This window comes from Streptomyces sp. NPDC000075 (genome assembly GCF_040301925.1).
Taxonomy (GTDB): Bacteria; Actinomycetota; Actinomycetes; order Streptomycetales; family Streptomycetaceae; genus Streptomyces; species Streptomyces polychromogenes.
On the sequence record NZ_JBEPFL010000060.1, the window covers coordinates 16,606 to 28,016 of the forward strand.

The 11,411-nt window shown below is 73.5% G+C and carries 11 protein-coding genes and 1 pseudogene; 4 read left to right on the forward strand and 8 right to left on the reverse strand.

Annotated features, from left to right (window positions below; all coding sequences use genetic code 11):
* Nucleotides 1-35: 35 nt before the first annotated feature.
* The gene (locus ABT403_RS37730; RefSeq protein WP_344170988.1) at nucleotides 36-872 is read right to left on the reverse strand and encodes an alpha/beta fold hydrolase; all 837 of its coding nucleotides are present in this window, start codon (nucleotides 870-872) and stop codon (nucleotides 36-38) included.
* A 302-nt stretch (nucleotides 873-1,174) separates the two neighbouring features.
* Between ABT403_RS37730 and ABT403_RS37735 the strand changes: the two genes are divergently transcribed.
* Complete coding sequence (locus ABT403_RS37735) at nucleotides 1,175-1,927, forward strand: GntR family transcriptional regulator (protein WP_344170991.1); 753 nt, start codon at nucleotides 1,175-1,177, stop codon at nucleotides 1,925-1,927.
* A gap of 223 nt (nucleotides 1,928-2,150) precedes the next feature.
* Here ABT403_RS37735 and ABT403_RS37740 read toward each other — a convergent pair whose 3' ends face one another.
* The 3 genes from ABT403_RS37740 to ABT403_RS37750 all read right to left on the reverse strand — a co-directional run bounded on the left by ABT403_RS37740 (nucleotide 2,151) and on the right by ABT403_RS37750 (nucleotide 5,210).
* Nucleotides 2,151-3,302 (reverse strand): ROK family transcriptional regulator, encoded by a 1,152-nt coding sequence (locus tag ABT403_RS37740; protein WP_344170994.1) that lies wholly within the window; start codon nucleotides 3,300-3,302, stop codon nucleotides 2,151-2,153.
* Between the two features lie 77 nt (nucleotides 3,303-3,379).
* A complete protein-coding gene (locus ABT403_RS37745) occupies nucleotides 3,380-4,030 on the reverse strand; it encodes a response regulator (RefSeq protein WP_344170997.1) in 651 nt (216 codons plus the stop codon).
* Between the two features lie 4 nt (nucleotides 4,031-4,034).
* Nucleotides 4,035-5,210 (reverse strand): sensor histidine kinase, encoded by a 1,176-nt coding sequence (locus tag ABT403_RS37750; protein ID WP_344171000.1) that lies wholly within the window; start codon nucleotides 5,208-5,210, stop codon nucleotides 4,035-4,037.
* Between the two features lie 108 nt (nucleotides 5,211-5,318).
* Here ABT403_RS37750 and ABT403_RS37755 point away from each other — a divergent pair, with 108 nt between their 5' ends.
* Genes ABT403_RS37755 through ABT403_RS37765 form a run of 3 tightly spaced genes read left to right on the forward strand, consistent with a single transcriptional unit; the run spans nucleotide 5,319 to nucleotide 7,498 of the window.
* Nucleotides 5,319-6,233 (forward strand): ATP-binding cassette domain-containing protein, encoded by a 915-nt coding sequence (locus tag ABT403_RS37755; RefSeq protein WP_344171003.1) that lies wholly within the window; start codon nucleotides 5,319-5,321, stop codon nucleotides 6,231-6,233.
* 23 nt (nucleotides 6,234-6,256) lie between these two features.
* Nucleotides 6,257-7,006 carry an ABC transporter permease gene (locus tag ABT403_RS37760; protein WP_344171031.1) on the forward strand — a complete coding sequence of 250 codons (750 nt, stop codon included), beginning with the start codon at nucleotides 6,257-6,259 and terminating at the stop codon, nucleotides 7,004-7,006.
* Between the two features lie 54 nt (nucleotides 7,007-7,060).
* Nucleotides 7,061-7,498 (forward strand): hypothetical protein, encoded by a 438-nt coding sequence (locus ABT403_RS37765; RefSeq protein WP_344171006.1) that lies wholly within the window; start codon nucleotides 7,061-7,063, stop codon nucleotides 7,496-7,498.
* Here the strand turns inward: ABT403_RS37765 and ABT403_RS37770 are convergent.
* The 4 genes and pseudogenes from ABT403_RS37770 to ABT403_RS37785 form a co-directional block, all read right to left on the reverse strand.
* Complete coding sequence (locus ABT403_RS37770; RefSeq protein ID WP_344171010.1) at nucleotides 7,495-8,403, reverse strand: quinone oxidoreductase family protein; 909 nt, start codon at nucleotides 8,401-8,403, stop codon at nucleotides 7,495-7,497. The genes ABT403_RS37765 and ABT403_RS37770 overlap by 4 nt on opposite strands.
* Nucleotides 8,404-8,423: 20 nt before the next feature.
* Nucleotides 8,424-8,963, reverse strand: a complete 540-nt coding sequence (gene mug / locus ABT403_RS37775; RefSeq protein WP_344171034.1) for a G/U mismatch-specific DNA glycosylase — start codon at nucleotides 8,961-8,963, stop codon at nucleotides 8,424-8,426.
* A complete protein-coding gene (purB, locus tag ABT403_RS37780) occupies nucleotides 8,960-10,393 on the reverse strand; it encodes an adenylosuccinate lyase (protein ID WP_344171013.1) in 1,434 nt (477 codons plus the stop codon). The genes mug and purB overlap by 4 nt, the downstream gene beginning before the upstream one ends.
* Before the next feature lie 71 nt (nucleotides 10,394-10,464).
* Nucleotides 10,465-11,251: pseudogene (locus tag ABT403_RS37785) on the reverse strand (SGNH/GDSL hydrolase family protein).
* Nucleotides 11,252-11,411: the final 160 nt, after the last annotated feature.

Genomic DNA, 11,411 nt, shown 5'->3' on the forward strand with positions numbered 1-11,411 from the left:
CGTGCCGCGCCCCGCCGGGTGCCGTGTGCGGTGTCTCAGGCGCTTCGCGCCGTGTCCCGGATGACGCGGGCGACGAGCGCCGGATCGTCGTTCATCGGCACGTGCCCACAGCCCCGCAGCCGCACCAGGCGGGCCCCGGGGATCGTCCGCTTGGCGCGCACGCCCTGGCGCGGCGGGAGCAGGCGGTCGCGGGAGCCCCAGGCGATGGTCACCGGCAGTCCGGGCACGTCCTGGGTGTACCGTACGGGGCCGCCCGCGGCCAGCGTCCGCTCGAAGCCGGCGGCCTCGCGCAGGGCGAGGGTCTCGGCGACCACGGCCTGCGGGGCGCGCCGGCCCGGGCGGGCGTAGATGCTCCCGGTGAGCGCGGCCCGGCCCGGGGCGCTGCTCGCCAGCCGCTCCAGGACGGGGTGGGGCAGGGCCCTGGCCCCGGCGCGCAGCGCCCGCAGGGCGGTGAAGGCGTAGACCCGTTCGGGCTCCGACCAGAACCCGGCGGGGGAGAGGGCGGTGACCGAGCGGGCCAGACCCAGGCGCCCCAGCTCCAGGGCGAGGAGCCCGCCGAGGGAGTTCCCCGCGAGGTGCGGGCGCTCGACGCCGAGCGCGGCGCAGAGCGCCCCGAGGGCCCGGGCGACGGTGGCCGGGTCGTAGGGGACGTCCGGCGGCAGGGGCGCGGAGGCCCCGAAGCCGGGCAGGTCGACGGCGATGACGTCGTACTCGGCCGCCAGGATGCCGGAGACCGGGTGCCAGGCCTGGAGGTGGTGGCCGATGCCGTGCAGCAGGAGGAGGGGTTCACCCGCGCCCTTGCGCTCGTAGGCGACGGTGGCGGTGCGGGGGCCCGGCGGCGAATCGATCGTGAAGGAGACGGTCGCGGTCATGCTGCTCCTCATCGGTGGACGCGAGTGGGACGGCCCCATCATTACCGTCCGGTAGGCAGCCGGGCGGGCCCTTCGTGAAACACGAGCCGGGCGCGAACATCCTGTGAACGTCTTGCTACATATGCCCGATCTGCCCGCCCGAGTGGCCAGGATTGGTCTTGACCAAGGGGGGGCGCCGTCCTATCGTCGCAGGGATAGTGCAGGAACCTTTAATAAACAAAGGCGCGGAACTGCGGCGCGGAAAACCGCCGCTGGAACTGCCGCAGGACACGGCGACGGCGGCGATCGCAGGAGGAGTCAGGGTGGGGACCACGCAGCTCGAATCGGTACCGGAGCCGAAGTACTGGCACCTCAAGACCGTGCTCAGCGAGGCGCTGGACCGGGACTTCGCGGTCGGCGAGGTCCTGCCCAACGAGCGTGAGCTCGCCGCGCGCTTCGGAGTCGCCCGCGCCACCCTGCGGCAGGCCCTGGAGCAGCTCGAACTCGAAGGCCGCCTGCAGCGCCGCCGCGGCGTCGGCACGACCGTCGCCCCGCCGCGCGTGGGCGTCGCCGTCGGCAGTACGGGGCACAGCTGGCCCGGTGAGAGCGCCGACGGCTGGGAGGCCGTGGACGCCGTCGAGGCCGTTCCGGCCGGGGCGGTCCTCGCCCTGCTCGGCACCGCGGCCGACCAGCCGGTCCACACGGTGCGCCGGACCCGCGTCACCCAGGGCCAGGCCGTCGCGGCCGAGTTGCTGTACGTGCCCGCCGCCTCCGTGCCCGGACTCTCCGCCATCGACGCCCCCGCCGGTCCCGCGCGGGCCCGCGCCGTCCTGCGGGAACTCCAGCGGCTGGCGCTGGACGGGCAGGACCGCTCGGTGGAACTGGGCTCCGCCCGCGCCGACGACGCCAAGGAACTGGACCGGCTGCCCGGCGCCCCGGTGCTCCTGGTGACCACCCGCTACTTCACGGCGGAGGGCACGGCGGCGGTCTCGGTGGCCACCTACCGCGCCGACACCTGCCGCCTCACCTTCGGCGACGCGGGCATGGAAATCACCGAAACCCGCGCCGCCTCCTGACCACGCACGACCCTGCCGGGGCGGGGGTTCTCGCCAGCCTCGCCGGCGTTTGAGGCGCGGGGGTCCGGGGGCGGAGCCCCCGAATCCTTTCAGCCGCGCCGGCGCCTGAGGCGGGAACGGAGGAAGGGCGGGGCGGGGAGAACACACCGCGCAGCGGCAGCCGCAGCCGTAGTCGCAGTCGCAGGGTCAGCCGCAGCGACCGCCGCCCTCCCGCCGCCGGAACTCACCGCGCGGTGACGGTCTTCTCCACCGCGAACAGCTCCTCCTCCACATGGTCCAGCGCGAGCCGCAACGCCCCCGTCGCCACCGCCGCCTCACCCAGCAGCGACAACGCCACCTTCGGCGGCCGCAGGCAGTACCGCTCCAGCTCCCGCCGCAGCGGATCGAGGACCCCGTCCAGACCGGCCGCCCACCCGCCGACCACCACCAGCTCCGGATCCATCGCCAGCACCAGGGCCGCCACGTCGTGCACCAGGCGCTGGAGGAACCGTTCCACCGCGGCCACCGCCCGCTCGTCACCCCGCTTGGCCATCGCGAAGACCTCGGCCACCGCCGGCTCGTCCAGCGGATGCAGCGGCTCGCCCGTCGTCGACAGCAGCCGCTCCGGGGTGGCCTCCCGCCCCAGCAGGTGCAGCGCGCCGATCTCGCCCGCCGCCCCGCCGAAGCCCCGGTGCAGCCGGCCGCCGATCAGCGAGCCCGCGCCCGGGCTGAGTCCGGCCATCACGAACACCATGTCGTCGGAGTCGCGCGCCGCGCCCTTCCAGTGCTCGGCCACAGCCGCAGCGTTGGCATCGTTCTCCACCCGGACCGGGCAGCGGAAGGAGCGCCGCAGCCGTTCCCCGAGGGGCAGCCCGGTCCAGCCGGGCAGTGCCGTCCCGAGGCGGACCGTGCCGTCGGCCTCCACGATGCCCGGACTGCCGACCCCGACCGCCCGCAGCGAGTCGCGCGGGATCCCGGCCCGGCGCAGCAGATCCGCCACCGCCGCCCGGACCCGCTCCAGCCGCTCGTCGGCCGACGCGGTCTCGGCGACCTCCTTCGTCCCGGCGCCGATCACCCGGCCGTCCAGCCCCGACAGCAGCACCGCGATCCGGTGCGAGCCGATCTCGACGCCCAGCAGATGGCCGGCCTCGGCCCGGAAGCGGAACCTCCTCGCCGGACGGCCCTGCCGCCGCGCGCCTTCCTCCGCGTCGGCCTCGACCACCAGGCCGGCGCCCATCAGCCCCTCCACCACCCCCTCGACCGTCGGCCGGGAGAGCCCGGTCACCCGGGTGAGGTCGGTGAGCGTCGGCGATTCGGCTGCGCGCAGTGCGCGCAGCACCACGGCCGAATTGATCCGCCTGAGCAGAGAGGGATCCCCGCCGGTCAGCTGCCCCAACGTGTGTCCTCCCAGCTAGCGGCCCTGTCAGCCGGATCGTACTGCGCCTTTGGCACAGCGGCGAGAAGCGGCCCCCCTCAGGCGGGTGAGACGAATCCGGACTCGTACGCGGCGATCACCGCCTGGGTCCGGTCCCGCGCCCCCAGCTTGCCCAGGATCGCGCTGACGTGTGACTTGACCGTCTCCGTTCCGACGATCAGCTCGCGGGCGATCTCCACGTTGGTCAGTCCCCGTGCCATGAGCCGCAGTACCGCCTCCTCCCGCTCGGTCAGCGCGGCCCGCTCCAGCACGGCCCGCGCCTGCCGGTTCCCGTACTCGGCGGCGAGGGACCGCACCGCCGCGGGGAACAGCAGCGTCTCCCCCTCCGCCACCAGCCGCACCGCGTGCACGATCTCCGCCGGCCGGGCCCGCTTCAGCAGGAACCCGTCCGCCCCCGCCCGCAGCGCCTGGTAGACGTACTCGTCGTTCTCGAAGGTCGTGACCACGATGATCTTCGGAGGTGAGTCCACCGTCCGCAGGACCGCCCGGGTCGCCTCGATCCCGTCGAGGAGCGGCATCCGCACGTCCATCGCCACCACGTCCGGCCGCAGTCTCCGGACCAGGGGGATGACGGACGCCCCGTCCGCCGCCTCGCCCACCACCTCGATGTCGGGCTGGGAATCCAGGACGGCGCGCAGACCCGCGCGCACCAGGGGCTCGTCGTCGACGAGCAGTACGGTGACCGGCATCGGGTCAGCGTATTCGCTCCAGCGGAAGCCTCGCGCGCACCCGCCAACCGCCCTCGTGGGGACCGGTGTCGGCCCGGCCGCCGAGCAGCGACGCCCGTTCCCGGATGCCGCGCAGCCCGCTTCCCCCGCCCGCGCTGACGCAGGGGCGATCCGGCAGCGGGTTCGTCACCTCCAGTTCCAGCCGGTCCTTCGCCATCTCGACCCGCACGCGGACCGGAACGGGTCCGCAATGGCGCAGCACGTTGGTGAGCGCCTCCTGCAGGATCCGGTACCCCTCCCGGGTGACGGGCCCGGGCAACCTCTCCAGCGGCCCGGTCAGTTCGGCGTCCACCGAAGCCCCCGAGGCGCGGGCCGACTCCAGCAGCCGGTCCGCCTCCGTCAGGGTGGGCCGCTGCGAGGCCGGCTGCGCCGACTCCCGCAGGACCAGCAGCACCCGCTCCAGGTCCTCCAGCGCGGCCCGCCCCGTCTCCTCGATGGCGCTCAGCGCGCGGTCGGTGAACTCGGGGTCGCCGGCGGCCCGCGCGGCTCCGGCCTGCATCACCGCCACCGTCAGCGCGTGCCCGATCGAGTCGTGGAGCTCCCGCGCGATGCGCGTCCGCTCCAGCAGCTGCTCCGTACGTGCCTCCAGCGCGCTGAGCCGCTCGGCGGCCGAAGGCCCCAGCAGCCGGTGCGCGATCGACGTGATCAGCTCACCGAGCAGGACGACGACCACCAGCAGCACGGCGAGCGGCACCGGTGCCAACAGCGCGGCGGCCCACGGCGGCGGGGTGAACGGCACGGCCGGATCGGCGTCGAGGGGATGCCCCAGGGCGGTCGCGATCAGCTCGACGCTCACCACCGGCAGCCATACGGTGGCGAACATCGCGGCACCCGAGACGACCAGCCGTATCTCCAGCCACAGGACGGTGCGCCACCGGCCCGCCCACCGCGCCGACGCGGCCGTGCTGATCCGGCTCTCGCCGTCCTCCCCGTCCTGCGGGGTCAGCAGGAACCGGGCCTGGAGCCCCTCGGCCAGCCGCACCCACGGCACGAAGCCGAAGGGTATGACGATCAGCAGGGGCATCCACGGCCAGCGCGGATTGATGAACATCCACAGGGCGAGCAGCAGCAGCGGAACGCACAGGTGCAGCCAGCGCGAGTACGTCACCGACCGCAGAGGTGCGCGGAGTAGTCGGTACATGCCCACATCGTGGCAGGGGACGTGCCGGGACCGTCTCCCCCACGTGGGGGAGACGCCACCCTCGCACGGGGGAGGAGCGAGGGAGGGCGGGACGGCGAATCTTGAGCCATGAACCGCATCGAGATCCGCGAACTGACCAAGGACCACGGCCCCCGACGGGTCGTGGACCACCTCACCTTCGACGTTCTGCCCGGCAGGGTCACCGGCTTCCTCGGACCCAACGGAGCCGGCAAGTCCACCACCATGCGCATGATCCTGGGCCTGGACCGGCCCACCGCCGGCACCGCCACCGTCGGCGGCAGCCGGTTCACCGCGATCGACCGGCCCCTGCGGCGGGTGGGCGCCCTCCTCGACCCCCAGGCCGCCCATGGCGGGCGACGGGCCCGGGATCACCTCTTCGCCCTCGCCGTCAGCAACGGCATTCCGAGCTCCCGGGTTGACGCGGTCCTGGAGCAGACCGGTATCGCGGCGGTCGCCCGGCGCCGCATCGGCACCTTCTCACTCGGGATGCGCCAGCGCCTGGGCATAGCCGCCGCGCTGCTGGGCGACCCGGCGGTCCTGCTGCTGGACGAGCCCACCAACGGCCTCGACCCGGAGGGGATCATCTGGATCCGGGAACTGATGCGAAGCCTCGCGGCCGAGGGCCGCACGGTGTTCGTCTCCAGCCACCTGATGGCCGAGTCCGCCTCGTTCGTCGACCATCTCGTCGTCCTGGGGCAGGGCAGGCTGCTCGCCGACACCTCACTCGCGGACTTCATCGACGCCCGCAGTGCCCCGAGGGTGCGGCTGCGGACCTCCGAGCCGGACCGGCTGGGGGCCGTACTGGCCCGTGCCGGACTGGCGATGACCGCCGCAGGGGAGGGGCGCTGGAGCGTCGACGGCATACGGGCCGAGCGGATCGGCGCCCTCGCCGCCGCAGAGGGCGTCCCGCTGCTGGAACTCTCCGACGAGCGGGCCTCGCTGGAGGAGGCCTACCTCGAACTCACCGCCGACCGCAGCCCTTTCTCCGCCCCCTCCGCCTGAATCCCCTGGGAGTCGAAGCCGTGATCACCGCCGCCCTGCCCACCGTCCCCGTCCTGCGATCGGAGTGGATCAAGATACGGTCCGCCCGAGCGGTCCTCGGGTCCCTGCTGGCCGTCTTCGCCGCCACCGCCGGCATCACGGTCCTCACCGCGGGGGCCATAGGCACCTCGGAGCCGGGGGCACTCGGCGAGGACCGCCTGCTCGGAGCCTTCTTCGGAATCAACTTCGGTCAGATAGCCGCCGTGGCGTTCGGTGCCACCGCCTTCGCCGCCGAGTTCCGGGGCGGCGCCCTGCGGGTCTCGCTGAGCGCCGTGCCCAACCGGACCCGCCTGTACCTGTCCAAGGCCGCCGCGGTGGCAGCGCTGTCCTTCCTCGTCGGCCAGATCACCGGCCTCGTCACCTTCGTCGCCGGCCAGGCCTTCATGGGGGAGTACGCCCTCGCCCTCGGCGACCCCGGGACGCTGAGGGGGGTCTTCGGCAGCGGGGTCTACCTGATGCTAATCGCCTTGCTCTCCGCCGGACTGGCCGCGCTGGTGCGCAGCGGCACCCTGGTGATGGGCCTGCTCATACCCCTCCTGCTGGTCGTTCCCTTCGTGGTGGGACAGGTCGCGGGCGGAGCCTCGCAGTTCATGCCGGACCGGGCGGGGCAGCTGGTGCTGCGCACCCAGGCGGAGGGGTCGCTGGGGCCCTGGAGCGGGCTCGGGGTGATGGCGCTGTGGTCCCTCGCGGCGCTCGTCGGCGGATGGCTGGCCGTGCGGCGCCGGGACGCCTGAGGTGCGGGGTTTGACGTAGAGCCAGTTGTCAGTGGTGCCTTGGATACTGACGGCATGACCACGGCAGAGCACCTCGACACGATCGACCGGCTCCGCGCCACGGGCTTCCCGGCCGCACCGGAGGGGGGCCCGGGGCGGGGCGGCGGCCCGGGGCATCTCCTGGTCACGCTCGGCCGGACCAGGGACTTCTGGGACGACGACGGTTCGGGCCGGGAGGAGGCGGCCGACCAGATCGGCGCCGAGTACGGTGCGCTGGTCCAGGCCCTGACCGGCCGGTGGGGCGAGCCTCAGGTCTTCGCCGTGGGCTCCCTGCGGGACCGGGAGTTCGCCGGCGAGGAGATACCGGAGCCCTGGGGCGAGGTCTGCACCACCACCGACCACGTCCACCTGTGGCGGGTCGAGGGGCGGTGGCTGGTCGTGTACGTCGCCCAGTGGGACGAGGAGTTCCCGTACCTGCTGATGGCGGGCGTCACCGTGACCGACCCGCCCTAAGCGTTCTGTCCCGGGAGGTTGTGGACGGTCTCCCGGCGTCCGAGAGCCGCCGCACCGGGTATGACGAGCAGCTTGCCGGTGGTGCGCCGGGCCTCCAGGTCGCTGTGGGCCTGGGCGGCCTCGGACAAGGCGTAGCGGCCCGTGACGGTGACCTCAAGCGCCTTGGAGCGCACCCACTCGAACACATCGGCCGCCCGGCGGAGCAGTTCGGACCGATCGGCGATGAAGTCCCCGAGGCTGGGCCGGATCAGGGTCAGCGAGCCGCCGTGCGCGAGCCGGATCGGATCGAACGGCGGCACGGCGCCACTTGCCGCGCCGAAGAGCACGAGATGGCCGCGGGTTCGCAGGCTGGCGAGGCTCGCGTCGAAGGTGTGCGCGCCGACGCCGTCGAAGACAACCGGCACTCCCTGCCCACCGCCCAGCCGCCTCACCTCGGCTGCGAGATCGTCGACCGCGGAGGAAAGGATCACCTCGGCGGCCCCGGCACGCTTCGCCAGCTCGGCCTTCGCCGTGGTCGACGTCGTGCCGATCACCCTGCCGCCGAGATGGGTGATGAGCTGGGTCAAAAGCAGCCCCATGCCACCGGCGGCCGCATGCACGAGCGCCGTGTCGCCCGCCTGAACCGGGTAGGCGTCCTTGATGAGATAGTGCGCGGTCATGCCTTGGAGGAGCACGGCGGCGGCGGTCTCGAAGCCGATGTCGTCGGGCAGCGGCACCAGCCGGGAGGCGTCCACGACGGCCTGCTCGGCATACGTGCCGGGAATGTCCACCCAGCCGACCCGGTCCCCGACGGCGACGTCAGCGACGCCGGGTCCGATGTCGACGACCGTGCCGGCGCCCTCAGCGCCCGGGGTGAAGGGCAGGGGGAGGCGGAACCCCGTTGACGGCGATCCGATTCCCGGCAACCGCGGGCACACCGCACTCGCTAAGGCTCCTCCGTCGCCTCGCGGAGGCGGGCGAACTCCTCGGCCATGGTCGCGGCGGTCCAGTGGGCGTTGAGGCCGCTCGGGTTGGGCAGCGCCCAGATGCGGGTGGCGCCGATGGTGCGCTCCTGGGGGCCGATGACGGCCTTCCGCTCGCCGAACGCGGTGCGGTAGGCGGTGACCCCCACCACGGCCAGCCACTGGGGGCGCAGCCGCTCCACCTTCGCCGTCAGGATCCGGCCGCCCTCGCGGAACTCCTCGGCGCTCAGCTCGTCGGCGCGGGCGGTGGCCCGGGCGACGACGTTGGTGATGCCGAGGCGGTAGCCGAGCAGCTCCTCCTGTTCGGCGGGGGCCAGCCTGCGGGGGGTGAAGCCGGACAGGTGCAGGACCGGCCAGAAGCGGTTGCCGGGGCGGGCGAAGTGGTGGCCCGTCGCGGCGGAGAGGAGGCCCGGGTTGATCCCGCAGAACAGCACACGCAGACCGCCCGCGACCACGTCCGGGAGGACGCGGTCGCGGGCGGCTTCGAGCTCGTCGGGGGTCAGAGGATCGACCCGGGGGCGTAGCCGGCGGCTTCCGGGTGCTCCTTGGCGATGGCCTCGATACGGGAGACCACGCTCGCGACCTGGTCGCCCGCGGCGCCCGTGAAGGACAGCTTGTCGGCCATCAGGGCGTCCAGCTGCGCGCGGTCCAGCGGCATCCGGTCGTCGGCCGCGAGCTTGTCGAGGAGCTCGTTGCGCTCGGCGCCCTGCTCGCGCATGGCCAGGGCGGAGGCGACGGCGTGCTCCTTGATGACCTCGTGCGCGGCCTCGCGGCCGACACCGGCCCGCACCGCGCCCATCAGGACCTTGGTGGTCGCGAGGAACGGCAGGTAGCGGTCCAGCTCGCGGGCCACGACCGCCGGGAAGGCGCCGAACTCGTCGAGGACCGTCAGGAAGGTCTCCAGCAGGCCGTCGAAGGCGAAGAAGGCGTCCGGCAGGGCCACCCGGCGGACCACGGAGCAGGAGACGTCGCCCTCGTTCCACTGGTCGCCGGCCAGCTCGCCCGTCATGGAGGCGTAGCCGCGCAGGATGACCATCAGGCCGTTCACGCGCTCGCAGGAGCGCGTGTTCATCTTGTGCGGCATCGCGGAGGAGCCGACCTGGCCGGGCTTGAAGCCCTCGGTGACCAGCTCGTGGCCGGCCATCAGGCGGATCGTCTTCGCGATCGACGACGGGGCGGCGGCCAGCTGCACCAGGGCGGTGACCACGTCGTAGTCGAGGGAGCGGGGGTAGACCTGGCCGACCGAGGTGAAGGCCTGGGCGAAGCCGAGGTGGGCGGCGATGCGCTGCTCCAGGTCGGCCAGCTTGGCGGCGTCCCCGCCCAGCAGGTCGAGCATGTCCTGGGCGGTGCCGACCGGGCCCTTGATCCCGCGCAGCGGGTAGCGCTCCAGCAGGTTCTCCAGGCGGTCGTAGGCGACCAGCAGCTCGTCGGCGGCGGTCGCGAAGCGCTTGCCCAGGGTGGTGGCCTGCGCGGCGACGTTGTGGGAGCGGCCGGCCATGACCAGCTCGGCGTGCTCGCCTGCGAGCTTGCCGAGGCGGGCGAGGACGGCGACGGTGCGGTCGCGGGCGAGCTCCAGCGAGAGCCGGATCTGCAGCTGCTCGACGTTCTCGGTCAGGTCGCGGGAGGTCATGCCCTTGTGGACGTGCTCGTGGCCGGCGAGGGCGTTGAACTCCTCGATCCGGGCCTTCACGTCGTGGCGGGTGACCTTCTCGCGCTCGGCGATGGAGGCGAGGTCGACGGTCTCCAGGACGCGCTCGTAGTCGGCGAGGGCGGCGTCCGGGACCTCGATGCCGAGGTCCTTCTGGGCACGCAGGACGGCGAGCCACAGCCGCCGCTCCAGCGTCACCTTGTACTCGGGGGACCACAGGACGGCGAGCTCCGCGGAGGCGTAGCGGCCGGCCAGGACATTGGGGATGCGGGGCTTGGCTGTCACGTGTAGGGATTCTACTGGGGCTCGAGCTGTGCGTTTACGCAGGTGGGGGCAGTGCTCGCAATTGTGGCTTGCTACAAGAGCGGCGGGGTGCCGTATGGCAGAAGCTCCGGCCGCTTCGGCGGGCGGCCGTCGCCCGAGGAGCGGCCCGTCAGCCGGCGGCCGATCCAGGGCAGCAGGTGCCGCTTGGCGAAGCGCAGGTCCTCGGTGCGGCGCACGCCCCAGCCCGGGGCGGGGGCGGGCGCCAGGGGCGCCCGCCAGTCCTCCTCGGCGGGCAGGTCCAGGGCCTGCCAGACGGCCTCCGCCACCCGCCGGTGCCCCTCGTCCGTCAGGTGCAGCCGGTCGGCGTCCCACAGGCGCGGATCCCCGAGCACCGGGGCCCCGTACAGGTCCACCAGCAGCGCGCCGTGGCGGGCGGAGAGCTCCTCGAGGATGGCGAACAGCTCCTCCATGCGCGGCCGGAAGCGCTCCATCACCGGACCGTTGCGGCCCGGTGATGGAGCGCTTCAGGACGAGCCGTTCGCAGGAGGGCGCGAGCAGTTCCACCGCGGCCTCCAGGTGGCCGCGGACGCGCCCCATGTCCACCTTCGGCCGCAGCGCGTCGTTGAGCCCGCCCACCAGGGTCACCACGTCCGCGCGCATCGCCGCCGCGGCCGGGGCCTGGTCCTCGGCGATCTGCCCGATCAGCTTCCCGCGCACCGCGAGGTTCGCGTAGCGGAAGCCGGGCTCGCGGGCCGCCAGCCGGGTGGCGAGCAGGTCGGCCCAGCCCCGGTAGGAGCCGTCCGGGAGCAGGTCGGACATGCCCTCGGTGAAGGAGTCGCCGACCGCGACGAAACTGGTGTAAGACACATTCATCCCCATGGCGCAGCGATGCTACCGCGCGGTACCCCGGCCCCGCAGGGCCGGGGACCGTCTTCCCGGCCCCGCCTAGTGCTGTGACCGGGAAGGTTTGCCGGGTTGCTCGTTGTGCTGGTCGGATGTGACGACTTCGACAGGCATGGGGGCGGGCATGGCGTTACCG

What these genes read in the sequence shown, in the direction of transcription:
- ABT403_RS37730 (WP_344170988.1), bottom strand. Translation starts at nt 872, where the DNA reads ATGACCGCGACCGTCTCCTTCACGATCGATTCGCCGCCGGGCCCCCGC.
- ABT403_RS37745 (WP_344170997.1), bottom strand. Translation starts at nt 4,030, where the DNA reads ATGCCGGTCACCGTACTGCTCGTCGACGACGAGCCCCTGGTGCGCGCG.
- ABT403_RS37750 (WP_344171000.1), bottom strand. Translation starts at nt 5,210, where the DNA reads ATGTACCGACTACTCCGCGCACCTCTGCGGTCGGTGACGTACTCGCGC.
- ABT403_RS37755 (WP_344171003.1), top strand. Translation starts at nt 5,319, where the DNA reads ATGAACCGCATCGAGATCCGCGAACTGACCAAGGACCACGGCCCCCGA.
- ABT403_RS37765 (WP_344171006.1), top strand. Translation starts at nt 7,061, where the DNA reads ATGACCACGGCAGAGCACCTCGACACGATCGACCGGCTCCGCGCCACG.